Origin of the sequence: Pseudomonas sp. BNK-15, from assembly GCF_047456105.1 — a bacterium.
In the GTDB taxonomy this organism is placed as follows: Bacteria; Pseudomonadota; Gammaproteobacteria; order Pseudomonadales; family Pseudomonadaceae; genus Aquipseudomonas; species Aquipseudomonas putida_E.
The window spans coordinates 827,428-850,866 of the sequence record NZ_CP179898.1 but is presented as its reverse complement, the minus strand read 5'-3'; the positions used below and the strand labels follow the sequence as shown (position 1 = coordinate 850,866).

The following is a 23,439-nucleotide window of genomic DNA, read 5'->3' as shown; positions in this document are numbered from 1 at the left end:
CCACGAGAAGGCCATGGCTGAACCAATGACCCGTGACACACCTGCCCGCGAGCGCGAGCTGGATGAACTGCTGATCGATGCCGAAGCCGATGATGCGCAAGTGCAGGCCCAGCCTGTGGTGCTGCAGCGGCCCTGGTTGCTGCTGTTGGGCCTGGTACTGGTCGCCCTGAACCTGCGCCCCGCGCTGTCGAGCATGGCCCCGGTACTTGGCCTGGTCAGTGAAAGCCTTGGCCTTAGTGCCTCTCAGGCGGGGCTGCTGACGACCTTGCCAGTGCTCTGCCTTGGGCTGTTCGCGCCGCTTGCACCGCTGCTTGCGCGGCGCTGGGGCAGCGAGCGGGTGATCGTCGGCATCTTGCTGACGCTGGCGCTGGGCATCGTTCTGCGCAGTGCTTGGGGGGCGACCGGGGTATTTCTTGGCAGCATCATGGCCGGTGCCAGCATTGGCATCATCGGTGTGCTGTTGCCTGGCATCGTCAAACGTGATTTTCCCAAGCATGCCGGCACCTTGACGGGGGTCTACACCATGGCCCTTTGCCTGGGCGCAGCCATGGCGGCAGGCGCCACCGTACCGCTGACCGAGCATTTGCACGGCAGTTGGGCTTTGGGCCTGGGTTTCTGGATGATCCCTGCATTACTGGCCATGCTGGTCTGGTTGCCCCAGGCGCGCCAGGGGCATGGCCTGCACAAGGTGGCTTACCGAGTGAGAGGGCTGTGGCGCGATCCACTGGCCTGGCAAGTGACTTTGTACATGGGGTTGCAGTCGTCGCTGGCGTATATCGTTTTCGGCTGGTTGCCGTCTATCCTCATTGGCCGTGGTCTGAGCCCGACCGAGGCGGGCCTGGTGCTCTCCGGCTCGGTGATCGTGCAACTGGTCAGCTCGCTGAGTGCACCCTGGCTGGCCACGCGGGGCAAAGACCAGCGGCTGGCAATCGTGCTAGTCATGCTCATTACCCTGGCCGGCCTGTTCGGCTGCCTGTATGCGCCGCTTTCTGGCCTGTGGGGCTGGGCGGTGCTGCTGGGCCTGGGGCAGGGCGGTACTTTTGCCTTGGCGCTGACGTTGATCGTGCTGCGTTCGAAAGACGCCCACGTGGCGGCCAACCTGTCGAGCATGGCCCAGGGCGTGGGTTACACCCTTGCCTCCATGGGCCCCTTTGCGGTGGGCTTGGTACATGACATGACGGGCGGCTGGGCCGCAGTGGGCTGGATCTTTGCCGTATTGGGTGTGGGGGCCATCGTGTTCGGCCTCGGGGCAGGGCGGGCGCTGCATGTCAAAGTCAGTAGCGAAAGGCTCTGAAGCCTGCATGGAGCCACCTGGCATTCATGTTGTAAATGGGCATGGCATTGCCTGTGCCCACGGATTATCGTGCAGCTTTCCATTCCCAGGACGGGCCTGCCCATGAGCGACGCCAACCGTGACCTGATCACCCGCTTCTATCAAGCTTTCCAGCGGCTGGACGCCGAAGCGATGGTGGCTTGCTACAGCGATGACATCGTCTTCAGTGACCCGGTTTTCGGTACCCTGCGCGGCCGTGATGCCGGTGACATGTGGCGTATGCTCACCACCCGCGCCAAGGACTTCTCGCTGACGTTCGACCAGGTCCGCGCAGACGAGCGCAGCGCCTGTGCACATTGGGTGGCGACCTACTTGTTCAGCCAGACCGGCCGTACCGTGGTCAACGATATCCAGGCGCGCTTCGTCATCCGCGACGGGTTGATCTGCCAGCATGACGACAGCTTCGACCTGTGGCGCTGGTCGCGTCAGGCGCTGGGTGCACCCGGTGTGTTGCTGGGGTGGTCGCCCATGCTGCAGAACAAGGTGCGCCAGCAGGCGTTCAAAGGGCTGCGTGCGTTCCAGCAGGCGAACTGAGCGGTTAAGCTGTCGGCTTTGCAGCCAGGCACAAGCATCGTGAGCGACGTATCCGAGAACCCCATCTGCAAACCTTGGTATGTCTACCTGGTGAGGGCTGCCAATGGTTCGCTGTACTGCGGCATCAGTGATGATCCGCAGCGGCGTTTCATGGCGCATCAGAAAGGGCAGGGGGCGCGTTATTTCAAGACCAGCCCGGCGCAGGCGCTGGTCTACGTCGAGCAATGGCCGGACAAGGGCGAGGCATTGCGCCAGGAGCGCCTGGTGAAGAAGTTGCGCAAGGCCGCGAAGGAGGCTTTGGTCGCCTCCTATGCCAGCGGTTGATCAGTCCTTGCGGCGCTTGAGCTGGTCTACCAGCTGCGTCGGCAGGCCTTTGATGATCAGTGTGCCCGCCACCTCGTCATATTCCACCTTGTCCCCCAGCAGGTGCGCTTCGAAGCTGATCGACAGGCCTTCGGCGCGCCCGGTGAAGCGGCGGAACTGGTTGAGGGTGCGTTTGTCCGCCGGGATCTCTGGCGACAGGCCGTAGTCCTTGTTGCGGATGTGGTCGTAGAAGGCCTTGGGGCGGTCTTCGTCGATCAGGCTGGACAGCTCTTCCAAGGTTACCGGCTCGCCCAGTTTGGTCTGGGTGGTGGCGTAGTCGACCAGGGTTTGGGTCTTTTCGCGTGCGGCTTCTTCTGGCAGGTCCTCGCTTTCGACGAAGTCGCTGAAGGCTTTGAGCAGGGTGCGGGTTTCGCCTGGGCCGTCGACGCCTTCCTGGCAGCCGATGAAGTCGCGGAAGTAATCCGAAACCTTCTTGCCATTCTTGCCCTTGATGAACGAGATGTACTGTTTGGAGTTCTGGTTGTTCTTCCACTCCGACAGATTGATGCGTGCCGCCAGGTGCAGCTGGCCGAGGTCCAGGTGACGCGAGGGTGTCACATCCAGCTCGGCGTTCACCGCCACGCCTTCGCTGTGGTGCAGCAGGGCGATGGCCAGGTAGTCGGTCATGCCTTGCTGGTAGTGGGCGAAAAGGATGTGGCCGCCGGTGGAAAGGTTGGATTCTTCCATCAGCTTTTGCAGATGCTCGACGGCAACGCGGCTGAAGGCGGCAAAGTCCTTTTCCTGTTCCAGGTACTGCTTTAGCCAGCCGCTCAGCGGGTAGGCGCCGGATTCGCCGTGGAAGAAGCCCCAGGCTTTGCCCTGCTTGGCGTTGTAGCTGTCGTTAAGGTCGGCCAGCAGGTTTTCGATAGCGTCCGATGCGCCCAGCTCGGTATCCCGTGCATGCAGCACGGCGGGGCTGCCATCGGGCTTCTTGTCGATCAGGTGAACGATGCAATGACGGATTGGCATGGAATTCTCGGTCAGTCGTGGGCGGCCAGGCGCCGCGCTGCAAAAGTCGTCAAGTTTACCCCAGACGACAGGTGATGCAGTGGCCGGATGTTGGCAGAAATGCCGGTTGTTGTTTTTTTGTTCAATTTTTTGCGAATTTGCCTAAAACCCCCGAAAAACCTGCACTAAATTGAAGCGGGCAGCGGATATTTATCCATTCCTGTGGTAGCTTTGCGCGGTCTTGCGCACCTCGGGTGGCGCATTGCTGGCAGCGCGCTCGTTCCGTGTCGAACCAAACGCCGATTTACGCATCTACATGCCCGATTGGCGCGGCCCTCCAAACTTCAGGGGCTGGCCCGATAACGTCGTAGAGCGCTGCATAACCACTGAATTTGATAGGGAAGGAACACCACCATGGCATTGACCAAAGACCAACTGATTGCCGATATCGCCGAGTCGATCGCTCAGCCGAAAGCCACCGCCAAAAACGCTCTGGAGCAACTGGGCCAGATCGTTGCCGACCAGCTGGAAAACGGCGCTGAAATCACCCTGCCAGGCATCGGCAAGCTGAAAGTCTCCGAGCGTCCTGCCCGTACCGGCCGCAACCCTTCGACTGGCGCCGCCATCGAAATCGCTGCCAAGAAAGTCGTCAAGTTCGTGCCGGCCAAGTCGCTGACCGACGCTATCAACAAGTAATTCGTTGATGCATTGACCAAACCGCGCCCGGCTTGCCCGGGCGCGGTTTTTTCATGCCTGTGATTTGCGTCGCTCGTTCCAGGCCTGGCGTTGGCCATGGTCGTGGAAGCTCCATGCGACCATACGGCTCTGTTTCTGCCCCTGGCCCATCTCAACGATCCGTACGGCCTTGGCGCCGGCCTTTTTCAGCGCCGCTTCGATGCCGGGCAGGTTGCCGGCCTTGGACACCAGGCTGGTGAACCACAGCACTTGCAAAGCGTACTGCACGCTTTCGCCAACCAGCTGGCTGACGAAGCGGATCTCGCCACCTTCACACCACAGCTCGTTGTTCTGCCCGCCGAAGTTGAGCACGGGCAGCTTGCGCTTGGGGTCCTGTTTGCCGAGGTTCTTCCACTTGCGCTGGCTGCCACGGGTGGCTTCCTCGCGTGAGGCGTGGAAGGGCGGGTTGCACAAGGTCAGGTCGAAGCGTTCGTCTTCCTCGAGCAGGCTGCCGAGAATGAGCTTGGCGTTGTTCTGCTGACGTAGTGCGATGGCTTTGCTCAGGTTGTTGGCCTGGACGATCGCCTTGGCCGAGGCCAGTGCCACCGGGTCGATGTCCGAGCCGAGGAAGCGCCAGCGGTAATCGCTGTGGCCGAGCAGCGGGTAGATGCAGTTGGCACCCACGCCAATGTCCAGGGCGCGCACCTGAGCGCCTTTGGGCACTTCGCCAGCGTTGTCCTCGGCCAACAGGTCGGCGGCGACGTGGATATAGTCGGCGCGGCCGGGTATCGGCGGGCACAGGTAATCGGCGGGAATGTCCCAGTGCTGGATGCCGTACTGGGCCTTGAGCAAGGCGCGGTTGAACACCCGCACGGCTTCGGGGTTGGCGAAGTCGATGCTGGGTTTGCCGTGGGGGTTGGTGATGGTGAAACGGGCCAGGTCCGGGTGGGCCTTGATCAGGCTGGGGAAGTCGTAGCGCCCCTGATGGCGGTTGCGCGGGTGCAGGGTGGGTTTCTGGGTCATGCTTGAATCCAAATGGGCATCGCTGGCCTGGGGCCGCTGTGCGGCCCTTTCGCGACACAAGGCCGCTCCTACAGGAAGCGGTGCCGTTGAATCCGGCATCGAATCTGTAGGGGCGGCCCTGTGTCGCGATCGGGGGCGAAGCCCCCGCCGGTCAGTCAGCGATGTAACTGTTACAGCGCAGCGATCCGCGCATGCTGCTCGGTGAAGTTGGCCAGGGCCTGCTCGGACTCGGCCAGCTTGGCGCGCTCCTTCTCGATCACCGCAGGCGGTGCCTTGTCGACGAAGGCGGCGTTCGACAGCTTGCCGCCGACGCGTTGCACTTCACCTTGCAGGCGCTGGATTTCCTTGTTCAGGCGAGCCAGCTCGGCGTCCTTGTCGATCAGGCCGGCCATCGGCACCAGCACCTGCAGATCGCCCACCAGTGCGGTGGCCGACAGCGGCGCTTCGTCGGCCTCGCCGAGCACGGTGAACGACTCGACCTTGGCCAGCTTCTTGAGCAGGGCTTCGTTTTCCTGCAGGCGGCGCTGGTCGTCGGCGTTGGCGTTCTTCAGGAACAGTGGCAGGGGCTTGCCCGGGCCGATGTTCATTTCGGCGCGGATGTTACGCAGGCCGACCATCAGCTCCTTGAGCCATTCGATATCGCCTTCGGCGGCGGTATCGATGCGGCTTTCGTTGGCCACTGGCCACGGCTGCAGCATGATGGTCTTGCCGTCGATGCCTGCCAGCGGCGCGATGCGCTGCCAGATTTCTTCGGTGATGAACGGCATGAACGGATGAGCCAGGCGCAGCGCCACTTCCAGCACGCGCACCAGGGTGCGACGGGTGCCGCGGGCGCGCTCTACCGGAGCGTTTTCGTCCCACAGTACCGGCTTGGACAGTTCCAGATACCAGTCGCAGTACTGGTTCCAGATGAACTCGTACAGGGCCTGGCTGGCCAGGTCGAAACGGAACTGCTCGAGCTGGCGGGTCACTTCGGCTTCGGTGCGCTGCAGCTGCGAGATGATCCAGCGGTCGGCCAGCGACAGTTCATAGGCTTCGCCGTTCTGGCCGCAGTCCTCGCCTTTGTCCAGCACATAGCGGGCGGCGTTCCAGATCTTGTTGCAGAAGTTGCGATAGCCTTCGACGCGGCCCATGTCGAACTTGATGTCGCGGCCCGTGGAGGCCAGCGAGCAGAAGGTGAAGCGCAGGGCGTCGGTGCCGTAGCTGGCAATGCCTTCCGGGAACTCGGCCTTGGTCTGCTTGGCGATTTTCTCGGCCAGCTTGGGCTGCATCATGCCGCTGGTGCGTTTTTCCAGCAGGGCGTCCAGGGTGATGCCGTCAACGATGTCCAGCGGGTCGAGCACGTTGCCCTTGGACTTGGACATCTTCTGGCCCTGGCCGTCACGTACCAGGCCGTGCACGTACACGGTCTTGAACGGGACCTGCGGCGTGCCATCCTCGTTCTTGATCAGGTGCATGGTCAGCATGATCATCCGGGCAACCCAGAAGAAGATGATGTCAAAGCCTGTGACCAGCACGTCGGTGGAGTGGAATTTCTTGAGGAATTCGGTCTGCTCCGGCCAGCCGAGGGTGGAGAAGGTCCACAGCCCCGAGCTGAACCAGGTGTCGAGCACGTCGTCGTCCTGGCGCAGTACCACGTCGGCGCCCAGGTTGTGCTTGGCGCGCACTTCGGCTTCGTTGCGGCCGACATAGACCTGGCCGGCCTCGTCGTACCACGCCGGGATCCGGTGGCCCCACCACAGCTGACGGCTGATGCACCAATCCTGGATGTCGCGCATCCAGGAGAAGTACATGTTTTCGTACTGCTTGGGCACGAACTGGATGCGGCCATCTTCAACGGCGGCAATCGCAGGTTCGGCCAGCGGCTTGGTGGAAACGTACCACTGGTCGGTCAGCCATGGCTCGATGATGGTGCCGGAGCGGTCGCCCTTTGGTACTTTCAAAGCGTGGTCGTCGATGCTGACCAGCAGCCCCTGAGCGTCCAGGTCGGCGACGATCTGCTTGCGCGCGACGAAGCGGTCTAGGCCGGCGTACTCGGCGGGCAGGCGGGTATCCGCTTGCTCATTGACGCTGCCATCGAGGTTGAATGCCTGGGCGGCGGGCAGCACCAGGGCGTTCTTGTCGAAGATGTTGAGCAGCGGCAGGTTGTGGCGCTTGCCGACTTCATAGTCATTGAAGTCGTGGGCCGGGGTGATCTTCACGCAGCCGGTGCCGAACTCGGGGTCGCAGTAGTCATCGGCGATGATCGGGATGCGACGGCCGACCAGCGGCAGCTCGACGAACTTGCCGATCAGTGCCTGGTAGCGCTCATCGTTCGGGTTGACCGCTACCGCAGCGTCACCCAGCAGGGTTTCCGGGCGGGTGGTGGCAACCACCAGGTAATCCTGGCCGTCGGCAGTTCTGGCACCGTCGGCCAGCGGGTAACGCAGGTTCCACAGGTGGCCTTTCTCGTCATGGTTTTCCACTTCGAGGTCGGAGATGGCCGTGTGCAGCTTGGTGTCCCAGTTGACCAGGCGCTTGCCACGGTAGATCAGGCCGTCTTCGTGCAGGCGCACGAAGGCTTCCTTGACCGCTTCGGACAGGCCGTCATCCATGGTGAAGCGTTCGCGGCTCCAGTCTACCGACGAGCCCAGGCGACGGATCTGCCGGCTGATGTTGCCGCCAGACTGCTCTTTCCATTCCCAGACCTTGTCCAGGAAGGCGTCACGGCCAAGGTCGTGACGGTTCTGGCCCTTGGCTTCGAGCTGGCGCTCGACCAGCATCTGGGTGGCGATACCGGCGTGGTCGGTACCCGGCTGCCACAAGGTGTCGCGGCCCTGCATGCGACGGAAACGGATCAGGGCGTCCATGATCGCGTTGTTGAAACCGTGGCCCATGTGCAGGCTGCCCGTCACGTTCGGTGGCGGGATCATGATGGTGTAGGACTCACCTGCACCTTGTGGAGCGAAATAGTTTTCGGACTCCCAGGTGTTGTACCAGGAAGTTTCGATGGCGTGCGGCTGGTAGGTCTTATCCATGCGCGGCGGGACCCTGTGCATTTATTCGGGAAAGCCGGGAAGTATAACGGAGCTGCGAGCTTCAAGCGACAAGCTGCAAGACCTATGGGCACTCTTCGCGGGGTAAATCCGCGAAGAGTGCGCCGCGTTTGTCAGGCTTATTCAGAACGCTTGATCAGCCGCTCGATACGCGCATCGAGCCGGCGCTTGATCTCGGTTTCGATATGCGGGGTGAAGTCGTTGATCACGTCCTGCATGATCAATTGCGCTGCGGCGCGTAGCTCGGCCTCCAGGTGCAGCAGTGTGTCCTGGCGGCGGGTCTGCGGGTCTTCTTCGGGTTCTGCTTCGGCGGGTGCGGCAGCCGGTTCAGGTGCTGGCAGGGTGTTGCCGGCCGGGGTGTCGAGTAGCAGCGGAATCTGTTCCACCGTCTCGGTGAGCAGCGGTGGTTGCAGGTCGGCGTCGCCCAGCAACTGGCGAATCGACTCGAGGTCGTCGAGCAGATGGGCGGAATCGGGTAGGGCGGAAGGCTTGTCCATCGTCGTCAAAGTCGCTGTAAGCGGTGGTCTTGCAGAGCATAGCCCTGTTCGCGGTAGAAACGGAATCGTTCGCGGGCCGATTGGCGGATATCCGCTTGCTCGACAACGATTTCGGCAACCCGCTCGAATTGCCCGACAAAGCCGGGCACATCAGCGCCCAGGTTTATCAGAAGGTCCCGATGCTCGCCGGCGTTGTCGGACACACCCAAGGCCACTGTGGCGTCGGCATGTGCCTCCGCCAGGTCGTGGGGTACGAACGCTTCGCCCTTGAAGCGCCACAGGCGTTGGTCCAGCTCGCTGCGCTGTTCGGCGTCCTGGCAATGCAGGTAGACCCGGTGGCCGAGGCGCCAGGCCTTTTCGCACAGCTTGCAGGCGAAATCCAGCCGTGCCGACAGCGAGTCGGTGGGCAGGATGTAGAAATCGACTTTACTCATGGTTCGCTCTGCCGGCCGGTGACGCCTTGGGGCATCACCGGCCTCACGGCATCAGGCGCTGGCGCGGTCGAGCAGGTACTGGGTCAGCAGCGGAACCGGGCGGCCGGTGGCGCCCTTGTCCTTGCCCCCGCTGACCCAGGCGGTGCCGGCGATGTCCAGGTGCGCCCAGTTGTAGGCTTTGGCGAACCGCGACAGGAAGCAGGCGGCGGTGATGGTGCCGGCCTTCGGCCCACCGATGTTGGCGATGTCGGCGAACGGGCTGTCCAGCTGCTCCTGGTACTCATCGAACAGCGGCAGCTGCCAGGCGCGGTCGTCGGCGCGCTTGCCGGCGTCGAGCAACTGGCCGATCAGCTCGTCGTTGTTGCCCAGCAGGCCTGCGGTGTGGCTGCCCAGGGCAACGATGCAAGCGCCGGTCAGGGTCGCGATGTCGATCACCGCTTGTGGCTTGAAACGTTCGGCGTAGGTCAGTGCATCGCACAGCACCAGGCGGCCTTCGGCGTCGGTATTGAGGATTTCAACGGTCTGCCCGCTCATGGTGGTGACGATGTCGCCCGGCCGGGTGGCGTTGCCGCTCGGCATGTTCTCGGCGCAGGCCAGGATGCATACCAGGTTGATCGGCAGCTTCAGCTCGAGCACGGCGCGCAGGGTGCCGAACACGCTGGCGGCGCCGCACATGTCGTACTTCATTTCGTCCATGCCGGCACCTGGCTTGAGGCTGATGCCGCCGGTGTCGAAGGTGATGCCTTTACCGACCAGCACGAACGGTTTGTCGCTCTTCTTGGCGCCCTGGTATTGCAGGACGATCAGGCGTGGCGGCTGTTCGCTGCCCTGGCCGACCGCGTAGAACGCGCCCATGCCCAGGTCCTTGATCTTCTTCTCGTCGAACACTTCGACCTTGAGGCCTTTGTGAGCCTTGCCCAGCTCCTTGGCCTGCTCGGCCAGGTAGCTCGGGTGGCAGAGGTTCGGCGGCAGGTTGCCCAGGTCGCGGGTGAAGGCCATGCCGGTGGCGATGGCGGTGGCGTGGTGTGCCGCGCGCTCCACTTCGGCCAGGCCGGCCTTGTCGGCCAGCAGGGTGATCTTTTTCAGCGCGCGTGGCTCGGCTTTCTGGCTCTTGAAACGGTCGAACACGTATTCGCCATCGAGCAGGGTTTCGGCCAGCAGGCGGTATTTGCCGTAGTGGGCATCACGGTTGCTGACGGCGATGTCGTCCAGTGCCAGTACCGCGTCGCTGCCGTTGAGGCCTTTCAGCACGCCGGCAACGCTGGTGACCAGTTTGCGCCAGGCGCGGTCACCAAGGGCTTCGTCCTTGCCGCTGCCCACCAGCAGTACGCGCTCGGCCTTGAGGCCAGGCAGGTTTTGCAGCAGCAGCGTCTGGCCTGGCTTGCCGGCCAGGTCGCCACGCTTGAGCACGGCACTGATGGCACCGTCGGTGGCCAGGTCGACAGCTTTGGCAACGGCGCCGAGCTTGCGCCCTTCGCCGACCGGTACGACCAGGGTGGCGGTTTTTACGGATGCAGCAGCTACGCTTTTTACAACCAGTTCCATGTCAGGGTCCCCGAATGATCTGTGCAGTTGGCGCTTTGAGTTCTTGCGCTCTGGGCGGGCCTGGCCGCGTGGTCGCGGGCCAGTGGAAAAGCTGCCAGTTTGAGCCTGCGGCAAGCGTGCTGACAACCCCGTTGTCAGCCTTGATGCGCGGCCAAGTGACAGGCGCGGCCAATCACAGGATAATGCGCGCACTTTACAAGGAGGTTCGCCCCCGGCGAACCGGCATTGGTCTTGGCTGTCGTAAGCCTTTGTTTGGCAGTCCGCCCCTGACAACCCAGGAGTGTCTGGTTTGATCGTCTTTCGTTATCTCTCCCGCGAGGTCCTGGTGACCTTGAGCGCCGTCAGCGCAGTGCTGCTGGTGATCATCATGAGCGGGCGTTTCATCAAGTACCTGGCCCAGGCGGCCCAGGGCGTGCTCGACCCGAGCGTGCTGTTCCTGATCATGGGCTTCCGCCTGCCCGGTTTCTTGCAACTGATCCTGCCATTGGGGCTGTTCCTCGGCATCCTTCTGGCCTATGGCCGGCTGTATCTGGAAAGCGAGATGACCGTGCTGTCGGCCACCGGCATGAGCCAGCAACGCCTGCTCGGCCTGACCATGGCACCTGCAGCGCTGGTCGCCTTGCTGGTGGCCTGGCTGAGCCTGAGCCTGGCGCCACTGGGCGTTGCCCAGGTGCAGCAGATCATTGGCCAGCAGGATGCCCTGACCGAGTTCGATACCTTGGTGCCGGGCCGCTTCCAGACCCTGCGCGACGGTTCGCGGGTGACCTACACCGAGGAGCTGACCGATGATCGCAGCAACCTCACCGGTGTGTTCATCTCCGAGAAGCGCTTCAACCAGGACAAGACCAAGGACCGTGCACCGTCCGTGCTGGTAGCCGAAAAGGGCCATCAGGAAGTGCAGGCCGACGGCAATCGCTATCTGGTGTTGCAGAATGGCTACCGCTATGACGGCAACCCTGGCCAGGCCGATTACCGGGCCATCAAGTACGACACCTACGGGGTGCTGTTGCCCAAGCCTGAAGTCAGCGAGGAAGTGACCGAGCGTGAAGCCATTCCTACCTCCCAACTGATCGGCAATGCCGGGCTACGCGAACGTGCCGAGCTGCAATGGCGCATCTCCTTGCCGATCCTGGTATTCATCGTGACCCTGCTGGCAGTGCCGCTGTCCCGGGTCAATCCACGCCAGGGCCGCTTCCTCAAGCTGCTGCCGGCGATTCTTCTGTACATGGCCTACCTGACGATGCTGATTTCCGTACGTGGCGCTCTGGAGAAAGGCAAGCTGCCGATCGCCCTGGGCATGTGGTGGGTGCATGGCCTGTTCCTGCTCATCGGCCTGGGCCTGATGTACTGGGAGCCGCTACGGCTCAAGCGTGCCGCCCGTCGTGCGGAGGTGGCCCATGGTTAAACTCGACCGCTACATCGGCCAGAGCGTGCTGATGGCCATCCTGGCCGTACTGGGCATCATTCTGGGCCTGGCTTCGTTGTTCGCCTTCATCGACGAAATGAGCGACCTGAGCGATACCTATACCGTCATGGATGCTGGCTGGTTCACGCTTCTTACAGCGCCCCGCCGGCTCTACGACATGTTGCCGATGGCGGCACTGATCGGCTGCCTGATCGGCCTGGGCAGCCTGGCCAGCAGCAGCGAACTGACCATCATGCGTGCCGCCGGGGTTTCCATCGGGCGCATCGTCTGGGCGGTGATGAAGCCGATGCTGGTGCTGATGCTGGTCGGCCTGCTGATTGGCGAGTACGTGGCGCCACTCAGCGAGAACAAGGCCCAGGCCGACCGTTCCCTGGCCCAGGGCGGCGGTGAGGCGCAGAGCTCCAAGCGCGGCATGTGGCACCGCCAGGGTGATGAGTTCGTGCATATCAACTCGGTACAGCCCAATGGCCTGTTGCTGGGTGTGACCCGCTACCGCTTCGACGACGAGCGCAAGATCGTCACGTCGAGTTTCGCGCGCCGGGCGCGTTATGAGAGCGATCATTGGGTACTCAGCGATGTCAGCACCACCTACTTCCGTGGCGATCACACCGAAGTGGTGAAGAGCTCGGAAGAACGCTGGGATGTCTCGGTGACCCCACAACTGCTCAATACCGTGGTGCTGGCCCCGGAGTCGCTGTCGATCACCGGGCTGTGGGACTACATCCATTACCTGTCCGACCAGGGCCTGAACAATGCCCGTTACTGGCTGGCATTCTGGACCAAGGTGCTGCAGCCGGCGGTGACCGCGGCGTTGGTCCTGATGGCGATTTCGTTCATCTTCGGGCCGCTGCGTTCGGTGACCCTCGGCCAGCGCGTGTTCACTGGCGTGCTGGTGGGCTTTGTATTCCGTATTGCCGGCGACCTGCTTGGCCCTTCGAGCCAGGTGTTCGGCTTCCCGCCGCTGTTGGCGGTGGTGATCCCGGCCGGTGTGTGTGCACTGGCCGGCTTATGGTTGCTGCGCCGGGCGGGATGATGGCCTGATGACACGAGAAACCCGACCTCAGGGTTAATACCAGTCAGGTAATCGTTTTGCGGCCCATCGCCGGCAAACAGGCTCCCACAGGTACAGCGCAGACCTCAGCAATTGCGCGGTCCCAGTGGGAGCTGGCCTGCCGGCGATGGGCTGCAAAGCAGCCCAGACAACGCCAACTGACTGGCTTATTTCTTCTGTTTCGGTACCCGCACCAGCTGTGTCTGCGAATAAATGTCATGCCAGCCGCGCTTGCGCTTGTCGATCAGCGACCAGAAGAACCCCAGCCCCAGGCACAGCCATGAGGCGATCGACACGATAAAGCGCAGCAGCGCCTGCCACAGGCTGATTGCGCTGCCATCAAGGTTTTGCACGCGCACGCCCCATACCTGCATGCCCAGGGTCTGCCCGCCGTGGGTCCAGAACTTGGCAAAGAAACCGAACAGCGCAAACAGCAGGATCGTCGATAGCAGCGGGTCGCCGTCCAGCGCACCAGCCTCGGTCAGCTCGCGCATGCGTGCCTCGCCGATGATCGCCATCTGGATCATCTTGTAGGCCCCTGCGGTGACGATCAGCAGGGCCGTACACAACAGGAAGTCGTAGAACATCGCCGCCAGGCGCCGGCCCAGGCCGACCGGCGGAAAGTCACCTTGGGGTGAGAGCAGAGGCTTGGGCATGCAGGACAGCTCCGAATGGCGAAGCCGCCATTCTACGGGCAAAAAAAAACCCCTGCACTGGGCAGGGGCTTTCTTCGAAGTCGCGACCGGCTTAGCCGAGGACTTGAACCTTGTCAGCTTGCAGGCCTTTTTGGCCCTGAACTGCTTCGAAGGTAACCTTCTGGCCTTCTTTCAGGCTCTTGAAGCCGTTGCCCTCGATGGCACGGAAGTGCACGAACAGATCAGCACCGCTTTCTGGGGTGATGAAGCCGTAACCTTTCTCGTCATTGAACCACTTGACGGTACCGTTCTGACGCTCAGCCATTGTCTTATTTCCTATGAAGCTTAAATTTTAATGACAGTTACTTTCACGTTATCAAGAGTGAAAGAGTACTGGGCTGGGTTGCAGGAAAGTAAGTCACGTCCAACGGGTTGTAGCAGATTGCGGCTACTGGCCCAGGTCACGAACTGTTGCGACCCATGCAAACACAGTGCAATGACTCTACGCCAACTCCCGAGAAAAAAACAAGCCCTTGGTCAGCTGGAAAATCGGGCTTTTTTCGATAACTGAACAATTCATCGCAAACGGCATGGCGCCTGGCCTGGCGCCATGTTCATAAGTTATGGGGCAGGTTCGAAAACGAATAAGTCGACCTGCTCGCAAACCTCATGTACCGCGTTCAACCGCGATAGTAACGTTGCGCCACAAAAGGCGTTTTGCTGACTTTCAGGGCAACCTTCTTGCCGCGCACCAGGGCAAACAGCGGAGTGTCCAGCGCGCCATGTTCGATATCGACATAACCCATAGCAACCGGTGCGCCAAGTGTCGGGCCGAAGCCACCACTGCTGACTTTACCCACGGGCTTGTCAGCTGCATCGACAATCTCTGCGCCTTCACGCACGGGCGTACGTTCCTGTGGCAGCAGGCCAACACGCTTGCGGGCCACGCCGGCTTGCTGCTGGGCAAAGATCACCTCGGCCCCGGGGAAGCCGCCAGCGCGCGCACCGTCGGCGCGGCGGACCTTGGACACGGCCCAGAGCAGGCTGGCCTCGACCGGCGTGGTGGCGGTGTCCATGTCGTGGCCATACAGGCACAGGCCAGCTTCCAGGCGCAGAGAGTCGCGTGCGCCCAGGCCGATCGGCTGCACTTCAGGCTCGGCCAGCAGGCGTCTGGCCAGGGCTTCGGCAGCCTTGGCCGGTACCGAGATCTCATAACCGTCTTCGCCGGTGTACCCCGAACGGCTGACGAAGCAGTCTTCGCCCAGCAGGGTGACTGGGCGCAACTGCATGAAGGTCATGCCGGCCACTTCCGGGGCCAGGCGCGCGAGCACGGTGACTGCGGCCGGGCCTTGCAGGGCGAGCAGGGCACGTTCCTCGAACAGTGGCTGAATCTGGCAACGGTCACCGATATGCTGCTGCAGGTGGGCCAGATCCTGCTCCTTGCAGGCGGCGTTGACCACCAGGAACAGCGTGTCGTCGCCCAGGTTGGCAACCATCAGGTCGTCGAGGATGCCACCTTGCTCGTTGGTGAACATGGCATAGCGCTGCATGCCCACCGGCAGGTCGATGATATCCACTGGCACCAGGCTTTCCAGGGCTTGTGCGGCATCCTTGCCGCGCAGGATGATCTGGCCCATGTGCGAGACATCGAACAGGCCGGCCTGCTCACGGGTGTGCAGGTGCTCCTTGAGCACGCCCAGCGGGTACTGTACCGGCATGTCGAAGCCGGCGAATGGCACCATGCGCGCGCCCAGTTCTAGGTGCAGGGCGTGCAGCGGGGTCTTGTGCAGTGTTTCGGACATCGATGACTCCTTGGTTTTGTTGTCGGGTCAACATTCAATGATGTTGACGGCCAGACCGCCGCGGGCGGTCTCCTTGTATTTGCTTTTCATGTCGGCGCCGGTCTGGCGCATGGTGCGGATGACCTTGTCGAGCGACACGTAGTGCTGCCCGTCGCCACGCAGGGCCATGCGCACCGCATTGATGGCCTTGACCGAGCCCATGGCGTTGCGCTCGATGCAGGGCACCTGTACCAGCCCACCGATCGGGTCGCAGGTCAGCCCCAGGTTGTGCTCCATGCCGATTTCGGCGGCGTTTTCCACCTGTTGCACGCTGCCGCCCATCACTTCGCACAAGGCGCCGGCTGCCATCGAGCAGGCCACCCCGACTTCGCCCTGGCAGCCGACCTCGGCCCCGGAGATCGAGGCGTTTTCCTTGTACAGGATGCCAATGGCTGCGGCAGTCAGTAGAAAGCGCACGACGCCGTCTTCACTGGCGCCGGGGACGAAGCGCATGTAGTAGTGCAGTACTGCCGGCACGATGCCTGCCGCACCGTTGGTCGGTGCAGTGACCACGCGCCCGCCGTAGGCATTTTCCTCGTTGACCGCCAAGGCATACAGGTTGACCCAGTCAAGTACCGACAACGCGTCGCGCAGGTTGGCCTCCGGGTGCTGGCTGAGTTGGCGGTACAGTGCCGGTGCCCGGCGTTTGACCTTGAGCCCGCCCGGCAGGATGCCCTCGTGCCGGTAGCCGGCTGCGACGCAATCCTGCATCACCTGCCAGATCCGCAGCAGACCCGCACGGGTTTCGGCCTCGGGGCGCCAGGCCGCCTCGTTGGCCAGCATCACCTGGCTCACCGACAGCTGATGCGCGGTGCAATGCCCGAGTAGTTGCTTGGCAGTCTTGAACGGGTAGGCGAGTACGGTGCTGTCCTCGACGATGCGGTCTTGCCCGGCGGCCTCTTCGTCGACCACGAAACCGCCGCCCACCGAGTAGTACTCCCGGCTGCGGATTTGCAGGCCGGCGGCATCGAAGGCGCGGAAGATCATGCCGTTGGGGTGGTATGCCAAAGGCTTGCGGATCATCGCCAGGTGCTGCTTCTCGACGAAGGCGATGGTGTGTTCACCGAGCAGGTGCAGGTGGCCGCTTTCACGGATTGCCTGCAGGCGGGCGGGAATGGCTTCGGTGTCGACGGTATCGGGGTGCTCGCCTTCCAGGCCAAGCAGTACCGCCTTGTCGCTGCCATGGCCTTTGCCCGTGGCACCCAGTGAGCCGTACAGCTCGGCCTTGACGCTGGCGGTGCTGGCCAGCAGGCCGTCACGGCGCAAGCCCTCGGCGAAACGCGCGGCAGCGCGCATCGGGCCGACCGTGTGGGAGCTGGAGGGGCCGATGCCGATCTTGAACAGGTCGAAGACGCTCAGTGACATGGTGCTTGCTCCTGACATATCCGGTTAACCCTTTGGGGCTGCTGCGCAGCCCATCGCCGGCAAGCCGGCTCCTACAGGTACAGTGCAGGCCTCCAGAGCTGTGCGGTCCCGGTTGGAGCCGGCTTGCCGGCGATGGGCCGCGAAGCGGCCCCAGGCGGTCAGGCGTCCTGATAGCTCTCGATCGACGGGCAGGCGCACACCAGGTTGCGGTCGCCGAACACGTTGTCGACCCGGCCCACAGGTGGCCAGTACTTGCCTTCCACCAGGCTTGGCAGCGGGTACACCGCCTGTTCGCGGCTGTAGCCGTGGGCCCACTCGCCAGCCAGCTCGGCAGCGGTGTGTGGAGCGTTCTTCAGCGGGTTGTCGTCCTTGTCCAGGCTACCGTTCTCCACGGCGCGAATCTCTTCGCGGATCTGGATCATCGCATCGCAGAAGCGGTCCAGTTCTTCCTTGGCCTCGCTTTCGGTCGGCTCGATCATCAGCGTGCCGGCTACCGGGAAGGACATGGTCGGGGCGTGGAAGCCGAAGTCGATCAGGCGCTTGGCCACGTCGTCGACGCTGATGCCGCTGGTGTCCTTGAGCGGGCGCAGGTCGAGGATGCACTCGTGGGCGACCAGGCCATTGCCGCCGGTATACAGAACAGGATAGTGCTCTTCCAGGCGGCGGGCGATGTAGTTGGCATTGAGGATCGCCATCTGCGAGGCACGCTTGAGGCCGGCACCACCCATCATGCGGATGTACATCCAGGTGATCGGCAGAATGCTGGCGCTGCCGAACGGTGCGGCGCATACCGCCCCGTCACGGTTCTGCAACTGAGCGTGGCCGGGCATGAACGGCGCCAGGTGCGACTTGACGCCGATCGGGCCGACGCCTGGGCCGCCACCGCCGTGCGGAATGCAGAAGGTCTTGTGCAGGTTCAGGTGCGAGACGTCGCCGCCGAACTTGCCCGGTGCGCACAGGCCGACCATGGCATTCATGTTGGCGCCGTCGATGTACACCTGGCCGCCGTTGTCGTGAATGATCGCGCAGATCTCGCCGATCGCTTCTTCGAACACGCCGTGGGTCGACGGGTAGGTGATCATGATCGCGGCCAGGCGCTCGCGGTGCTCGATGGCCTTGGCGCGCAGGTCCTCGACATCGACGTTGCCACGCGCGTCACACGCGGTGACCACGACGCGCATACCGGCCATGTGTGCGGTTGCCGGGTTGGTGCCATGAGCCGAGGAGGGGATCAGGCAGATGTCGCGATGGCTTTCGCCGCGGCTGCGGTGGTAGGCGCGGATGGCCAGGAGGCCCGCGTATTCGCCCTGGGAGCCGGCGTTGGGTTGCAGCGACACGGCGTCGTAGCCGGTGGCGGCGCAGAGCATGGCTTCCAGCTCGGTGGTCATCTGCAGGTAACCCTGGCTTTGCTCGGCCGGGGCGAACGGGTGCAGGTTGCCGAACTCGGCCCAGGTCACCGGGATCATTTCACTGGCGGCGTTGAGCTTCATGGTGCACGAGCCCAGCGGGATCATGCTGCGGTCCAGCGCCAGGTCCTTGTCGGCCAGGCGGCGCAGATAGCGCATCAGCTCGGTTTCGCTGTGGTAGCGGTTGAACACCGGGTGTTCGAGGATGGCCGACTGGCGTAGCAGGGCGGCAGGCAGGCGCGAGCCGGTGCTGGCGGCCAGGGCGGCGAAGTCCGGTTGTGCCTGTTGGCCACCGAACAGCTGCCACAGCGCCTCGACGTCAGCCTGGGTACTGGTTTCGTCGAGCGACAGGCCCAGGTGGGCGGCGTCGATCTGGCGCAGGTTGATGCGCTGGGCGCGTGCTTTGTCGTGCAGGCTTGCGGTAGCGCTGCCGGTGGCCAGGGTCAGGGTGTCGAACGCGGTTTTTCCGACCACTTGCACGCCGAGGGTTTTCAGGCCGGCAGCGAGGATCGCGGTCAGCGCGTGGGTGCGTTCGGCGATGCGCTTGAGGCCCGCAGGGCCGTGGTACACGGCGAACATGCTGGCAATGTTGGCCAGCAGCACCTGGGCGGTGCAGATGTTGCTGGTGGCCTTCTCGCGGCGGATATGCTGCTCGCGGGTTTGCATGGCCAGGCGCAGGGCAGTCTTGCCGAAACGGTCGATCGACACACCGACCAGGCGGCCCGGCATGTCACGCTTGAATGCGTCGCGGGTGGCGAAGTAGGCCGCGTGCGGGCCGCCAAAGCCCAATGGCACGCCAAAGCGCTGGGCGCTGCCGATGGCAACGTCTGCTTCGAACTCGCCCGGTGGGGTCAGCAGCGTCAGGGCCAGCAGGTCGGCGGCCACGGCGACAAGGGCGTTGGCGCCGTGCAAGCGCTGCACCAGCTCGCGGTAGTCGAACACCTCGCCATTGCTGGCCGGGTATTGCAGCAGTGCACCGAAGAAGGCGCTGACGTCATCGAGTTCACGCTCGTCGCCCACCACGATCTCGATACCCAGTGGTTCGGCACGGGTACGCAGGACGTCGAGGGTCTGCGGGTGGCAATGCACCGAGGCGAAGAAGGCATGGCTGGCCTTGTTCTTCGACAGGCGCTTGCAGAAGGTCATGGCCTCGGCTGCCGCGGTGGCTTCGTCGAGCAGGGAGGCGTTGGCGATCGGCAGGCCGGTCAGGTCGCTGATCAAGGTCTGGAAATTGAGCAAGGCTTCCAGGCGGCCTTGGGAGATTTCTGGCTGGTAAGGGGTGTAGGCGGTGTACCAGGCCGGGTTTTCCAGCAGGTTGCGCAGGATTGGTGCCGGGGTGTGGGTGTTGTAATAACCCTGCCCGATATAGTTCTTGAACAGCTGGTTTTTACCGGCGATAGCTTTCAGCGCGGCGAGGGCATCGGCCTCGCTCTGGCCGTCTTCGGCGCCCAGTACGCTGGTGCCCTTGATGGTGTCGGGGATGACTGCGGCGGTCATGGCCTCCAGCGAGTCGAAGCCCAAGGTGGCCAGCATGGCCTGCTCGTCTGCGGCGCGTGGGCCGATGTGGCGGGCGATGAATTCGTTGGCGGTGCCGAGGTTGATGGTCATCTTCGGGTTCCTCAGGCGTCGTCGTTGGCTTTGATCAGGCGGTCGTAGGCATCCTGGTCGAGCAGGGCAGCCACTTCATTCATGTCGGCCGGAATGAAACGGAAGAACCAGCCTTCGCCCAGCGGGTCTTCGTTGACCAGCTCAGGGCTGTCGTTCAGGCCGTCATTGACGGCGACCACTTCACCGCTCAGAGGCATGTACACGCCGCTGGCGGCTTTGACCGACTCAACGGTGGAGGCTTCGGCACCTTTGTCGTATTGCTGCAACTCCGGCAGTTGCACGTAGACCACATCGCCAAGGGCGTTCTGGGCGTAGGCGGTGATGCCTACGGTGACGCTACCGTCAGCTTCGACGCGCAGCCATTCGTGATCTTCGGTGAAACGCAACTCGCTCATGGGGAATCCTCGGGAAGCAGGGCGTTGGGCGCGGTGGGTTCGCGCTCTTGGGTTGGATTTCCCTAAGCAAAAATGCGGCCATAAGATAAAAATGCATTTAAATCAGTAAGTTACGTTTTTTGCGTAACAATGCACTCTCTTTCTTGGAATGAAAACGCTACAGATGTATGCGCTGGCAAAAGGTTTGGAGGATCAAACCCTTGCAAGCGGGGGCGGGAATGGCACTGTATCTTATTCGATACACTGTATTTAAATCGTTACGGTTCCTTGCGAGGAATGGCAATGCCAGGCAATTCAGGACTTGCCTGCAATTCCGTACTTGCGCAACCGCTGTGCAATTGCGGTATGCGATGTTTGTAGCCTGCCTGCCAGCTGCCGGGTCGAGGGATAACTGGCGTACAGCCGTTGCAGCAGTTCACGCTCGAAATCCCCCACCGCCTGTTCCAGGCTCGCAACCTCGCCATCCTGCCCACGCGCCACTGAGGTGCCGGCGATGTCCAGGTCGCCGATATCCACCAGGTTGCTTTCACAGATGGCCGCCGCGCGGAATATCACGTTTTGCAGCTGGCGTACGTTGCCCGGCCATGGGTTGGCCAATAGTGCCGAGTGCGTGGCCGGGGTCAGTCGGCAGGCCGGGCGCTGGATCTGCGTGCAGGCCTGCTGCATGAAGTAGTGCGCGAGCATCAGAATGTCCTGGCCACGGTCGCGCAAGGGCGGTACTTGCAGGTTGAGTACGTTGAGGCGGTAGAACAGGTCTTCTCGGAACGTTCCCTCGGCAACCATGCGTTCAAGGTCGCGATGGGTGGCGCTGATGATGCGTACATCAACCTTCACCTCACGGTCGCCGCCCACACGGCGAAAGCTTCCGTCGCTGAGAAAACGCAGCAGTTTGGCCTGCAGGTATGGCGACATCTCGCCGATCTCGTCGAGAAATACCGTGCCCTGGTTGGCCAGCTCCATCAGCCCGGGTTTGCCACCGCGCTGGGCACCGGTGAAGGCGCCTGGGGCGTAGCCGAACAGCTCGCTCTCGGCCAGGCTCTCGGGCAGCGCGGCGCAGTTGAGGGCCAGGAAAGGCGCCGCTTGGCGGCTGCTGATGGCATGGCAGGCGCGGGCCACAAGTTCCTTGCCGGTGCCGGTTTCGCCGTGTACCAGCAGTGGGGCATCCAGGGCCGCCACGCGCAGGGCGCGGGCCTTGAGGGTGCGGATGGCCGGGGACTCGCCGAGCAGCCCATCGAAGCCTTCGGCATGGTCGTGGTGCAGGGCCGAAAGACGCTCGCCCATGCGGTTGGGCGGGTACAGGGTCAACAGGCCGCCGGCGTTGGTGATGGGCGTGGCATCGAGCAGCAGGCTCTGGCCGTTGAGCTGCATCTCGCGCATCGGCAGGTGGAAGTTGTTGTCCAGCAGGGCCTGCAGCAGGGCGGGGTCACCGAACAGTTCGCCAACAGACCGCCCCGCTGACTCACGACCGCACAGGGCGATCAGCGCGGGGTTGGCCAGCAGCACCAGGCCTGCACTGTCGACGGCCAGCACCGGGTCGCTCATGGCGGCCAGCAGGGCATCGAGCTGCAGGTGGCGGCGCTGGCCAGGGAGGATATCGACCACGTCCACCGACTGTACCCCACGTACTTCGAACAGCGCGTCGTGCAGTTCTTCGAGAACGGCGGGGCTGAGGGTCGGAGCGTCGATGTAGACGTTCGGCGGGACCATCTCTACGGCGTCCAGGTTGAGGTTGCGGGCACCGAGCAGGGCGAGGACTTCCTGGGTGATGCCGACGCGGTCGATGAAGCTGACGTGGATGCGCATGGGGAGGCGGGGGGTTATGGCCGGGGAGGGCAGTAGTATGCCTTGGGAGCAGTGTTAAACCCAATCGCCGGCAAGCCGGCTGCCACAGGTACTCCGCAGAACCTGAGGCAGCGGGGTACCTGTGGCAGCCGGCTTGCCGGCGATTGGGTTCACTCTAAATGTTCAGGCTTGATCGAGTCGCCGGACTTCACATCCAGCTTGGCGCGGATGTCCTCGAACATCTGGTCGTAGATCTTGTGCGGTGAACCGAGCGTTTCGAATTTCTTGTGCGGTGGCAGGTGTGACTGGGCCTTGCGGCTTAGCACCATCAAAAAGCTCGGCAAGACCTGATCTTTGGGCAGGTAAAACTTTTCATCCACCGGTTTGCCTTCGATGCTGCCATGCAAGCGGAACTGGATACCTCGGCCTTCCCTGGGATCCTGAGTCGCTTCGTACTCGATGTTGAGGTCGTAGCTGTGGTCATTGGCGTTCAGCGCACTGCGCTCGATATGCACGTGACCAGGTTGGTACTGGGCCATGGCGGAATCCTCCGGAGGGTCGAAAATGGCGGGCGGCCTGCGCCCGCCTACTGCATTCAACGGTAGCTGATGCCTGGCGTGGCCGTTGAAACACGGGTGCCGGCGGTGCCTTTGACGATGTCCTCGATATTCTCCAGCGAGCTGATCACTGCGACCTTGCCGGTGGCGCGGGCGAAATCGCTGGCGGCCTGCACCTTCGGCCCCATGGAGCCGGCGGCGAAGCCCAGGCGTTCGAGCTCGTCGGGGTGGGCCTGGGCAATGGCTTTTTGCGTGGGTTTGCCCCAGTCAATGTAAGCCGCATCGACGTCAGTGGCGATTATCAGAAGGTCGGCTTCCAGTTGCTCGGCCAAAAGCGCCGAGCACAGGTCCTTGTCGATGACCGCTTCGATGCCTTTGAGCTTGCGGTTTTCATCGTACATGGTGGGGATGCCGCCACCGCCTGCGCAGATCACGATGCTGTTTTTTTCCAGCAGCCACTTGATCGGGCGGATCTCGAAGATGCGCTTGGGTTTGGGGCTGGCCACCACGCGGCGGTATTTGTCGCCGTCGGCTTTGACCACCCAGCCTTTCTCCTTGGCCAGGCGTTCGGCTTCTTCCTTGCTGTAGACCGGGCCGATGAACTTGGTCGGGTCCTTGAAGGCCGGATCGTTTGCATCGACTTCGACCTGGGTCAGCAGGGTGGCGAACGGCACTTCGAACGCCAGCAGGTTACCCAGTTCCTGTTCGATCATGTAACCGATCATGCCTTCGGTTTCGGCACCGAGCACGTCCAGCGGGTAGGCTTCGTCGGGTTTGTACGACAGCGCCTGCAATGACAGCAAGCCAACCTGGGGGCCGTTACCGTGGGCGATGACCAGCTCGTTGCCGGGGTGAATCTTGGCGATCTGCTCGGTGGCGGTGCGGATATTGGCACGCTGGTTGTCAGCGGTCATGGGCTCGCCGCGGCGCAGCAGGGCGTTGCCGCCCAATGCAACAACGATACGCATGGGAATGTCCTTTGCGAA

General features: G+C 62.9%; 21 protein-coding genes. 6 read left to right on the top strand and 15 right to left on the bottom strand.

Translation table 11 applies throughout. The features are described from left to right. Nucleotides 1-13 precede the first annotated feature (13 nt). From ACMGF5_RS03830 to ACMGF5_RS03820, 3 genes are all read left to right on the top strand, one after another. Complete coding sequence (locus ACMGF5_RS03830) at nt 14-1,294, top strand: CynX/NimT family MFS transporter (protein WP_115273949.1); 1,281 nt, start codon at nt 14-16, stop codon at nt 1,292-1,294. A gap of 102 nt (nt 1,295-1,396) precedes the next feature. Then, nucleotides 1,397-1,867: a nuclear transport factor 2 family protein gene (locus ACMGF5_RS03825; protein ID WP_046784437.1), complete on the top strand. Its 471-nt coding sequence runs from the start codon at nt 1,397-1,399 to the stop codon at nt 1,865-1,867. A gap of 36 nt (nt 1,868-1,903) precedes the next feature. Then, nucleotides 1,904-2,191, top strand: coding sequence for a GIY-YIG nuclease family protein (locus tag ACMGF5_RS03820; RefSeq protein ID WP_237859922.1), 288 nt, complete (start codon nt 1,904-1,906; stop codon nt 2,189-2,191). On the opposite strand, the gene yejK is transcribed toward ACMGF5_RS03820, so the two are convergent. After that, nucleotides 2,192-3,199, bottom strand: coding sequence for a nucleoid-associated protein YejK (gene yejK, locus ACMGF5_RS03815; protein WP_012316056.1), 1,008 nt, complete (start codon nt 3,197-3,199; stop codon nt 2,192-2,194). It abuts the gene before it with no gap. Nucleotides 3,200-3,592: 393 nt separating this feature from the next. Between yejK and ACMGF5_RS03810 the strand changes: the two genes are divergently transcribed. Next, nucleotides 3,593-3,874, top strand: a complete 282-nt coding sequence (locus ACMGF5_RS03810) for an HU family DNA-binding protein (RefSeq protein WP_012316055.1) — start codon at nt 3,593-3,595, stop codon at nt 3,872-3,874. Between the two features lie 51 nt (nt 3,875-3,925). Here the strand turns inward: ACMGF5_RS03810 and rlmF are convergent, their stop codons facing one another. The 5 genes from rlmF to ACMGF5_RS03785 form a co-directional block, all read right to left on the bottom strand. Beyond that, nucleotides 3,926-4,876 (bottom strand): 23S rRNA (adenine(1618)-N(6))-methyltransferase RlmF, encoded by a 951-nt coding sequence (gene rlmF, locus ACMGF5_RS03805; protein ID WP_119687726.1) that lies wholly within the window; start codon nt 4,874-4,876, stop codon nt 3,926-3,928. A gap of 170 nt (nt 4,877-5,046) precedes the next feature. Then, on the bottom strand, nt 5,047-7,893 hold the full coding sequence (locus ACMGF5_RS03800; protein WP_414157576.1) for a valine--tRNA ligase: 2,847 nt from the start codon (nt 7,891-7,893) through the stop codon (nt 5,047-5,049). 137 nt (nt 7,894-8,030) lie between these two features. Then, nucleotides 8,031-8,408 (bottom strand): hypothetical protein, encoded by a 378-nt coding sequence (locus tag ACMGF5_RS03795; protein ID WP_012316052.1) that lies wholly within the window; start codon nt 8,406-8,408, stop codon nt 8,031-8,033. A 5-nt stretch (nt 8,409-8,413) separates the two neighbouring features. Then, entirely contained in the window at nt 8,414-8,842 is a 429-nt protein-coding gene (locus ACMGF5_RS03790) for a DNA polymerase III subunit chi (protein WP_115273953.1), read from the bottom strand. A gap of 51 nt (nt 8,843-8,893) precedes the next feature. Next, on the bottom strand, nt 8,894-10,387 hold the full coding sequence (locus ACMGF5_RS03785; protein WP_046784433.1) for a leucyl aminopeptidase: 1,494 nt from the start codon (nt 10,385-10,387) through the stop codon (nt 8,894-8,896). Nucleotides 10,388-10,676: 289 nt separating this feature from the next. Here ACMGF5_RS03785 and lptF point away from each other — a divergent pair, with 289 nt between their 5' ends. Together lptF and lptG are read left to right on the top strand one after the other, a co-directional pair. Then, a complete protein-coding gene (gene lptF / locus ACMGF5_RS03780; protein ID WP_012316049.1) occupies nt 10,677-11,792 on the top strand; it encodes an LPS export ABC transporter permease LptF in 1,116 nt (371 codons plus the stop codon). After that, nucleotides 11,785-12,846 (top strand): LPS export ABC transporter permease LptG, encoded by a 1,062-nt coding sequence (gene lptG / locus ACMGF5_RS03775; RefSeq protein WP_414157575.1) that lies wholly within the window; start codon nt 11,785-11,787, stop codon nt 12,844-12,846. The genes lptF and lptG overlap by 8 nt, the downstream gene beginning before the upstream one ends. A gap of 185 nt (nt 12,847-13,031) precedes the next feature. On the opposite strand, the gene ACMGF5_RS03770 is transcribed toward lptG, so the two are convergent. The 9 genes from ACMGF5_RS03770 to arcC all read right to left on the bottom strand — a co-directional run bounded on the left by ACMGF5_RS03770 (nt 13,032) and on the right by arcC (nt 23,421). Beyond that, entirely contained in the window at nt 13,032-13,520 is a 489-nt protein-coding gene (locus ACMGF5_RS03770; RefSeq protein ID WP_012316047.1) for an RDD family protein, read from the bottom strand. Between the two features lie 91 nt (nt 13,521-13,611). After that, a complete protein-coding gene (locus tag ACMGF5_RS03765; RefSeq protein ID WP_012316046.1) occupies nt 13,612-13,824 on the bottom strand; it encodes a cold-shock protein in 213 nt (70 codons plus the stop codon). A 355-nt stretch (nt 13,825-14,179) separates the two neighbouring features. After that, complete coding sequence (gene gcvT, locus ACMGF5_RS03760; RefSeq protein ID WP_046784431.1) at nt 14,180-15,301, bottom strand: glycine cleavage system aminomethyltransferase GcvT; 1,122 nt, start codon at nt 15,299-15,301, stop codon at nt 14,180-14,182. A 27-nt stretch (nt 15,302-15,328) separates the two neighbouring features. After that, a complete protein-coding gene (locus ACMGF5_RS03755) occupies nt 15,329-16,705 on the bottom strand; it encodes an L-serine ammonia-lyase (RefSeq protein WP_204918812.1) in 1,377 nt (458 codons plus the stop codon). 158 nt (nt 16,706-16,863) lie between these two features. Continuing rightward, on the bottom strand, nt 16,864-19,719 hold the full coding sequence (gene gcvP, locus ACMGF5_RS03750; protein ID WP_119687725.1) for an aminomethyl-transferring glycine dehydrogenase: 2,856 nt from the start codon (nt 19,717-19,719) through the stop codon (nt 16,864-16,866). An 11-nt stretch (nt 19,720-19,730) separates the two neighbouring features. After that, nucleotides 19,731-20,114, bottom strand: coding sequence for a glycine cleavage system protein GcvH (gene gcvH, locus ACMGF5_RS03745; RefSeq protein WP_039603903.1), 384 nt, complete (start codon nt 20,112-20,114; stop codon nt 19,731-19,733). 294 nt (nt 20,115-20,408) lie between these two features. Beyond that, nucleotides 20,409-21,917 (bottom strand): sigma-54-dependent transcriptional regulator, encoded by a 1,509-nt coding sequence (locus ACMGF5_RS03740; RefSeq protein WP_119687723.1) that lies wholly within the window; start codon nt 21,915-21,917, stop codon nt 20,409-20,411. A 149-nt stretch (nt 21,918-22,066) separates the two neighbouring features. Next, nucleotides 22,067-22,435 carry a DUF5064 family protein gene (locus ACMGF5_RS03735; protein ID WP_281870086.1) on the bottom strand — a complete coding sequence of 123 codons (369 nt, stop codon included), beginning with the start codon at nt 22,433-22,435 and terminating at the stop codon, nt 22,067-22,069. A 56-nt stretch (nt 22,436-22,491) separates the two neighbouring features. Continuing rightward, entirely contained in the window at nt 22,492-23,421 is a 930-nt protein-coding gene (gene arcC / locus ACMGF5_RS03730) for a carbamate kinase (protein WP_046784426.1), read from the bottom strand. Between the last annotated feature and the right edge of the window lie 18 nt (nt 23,422-23,439).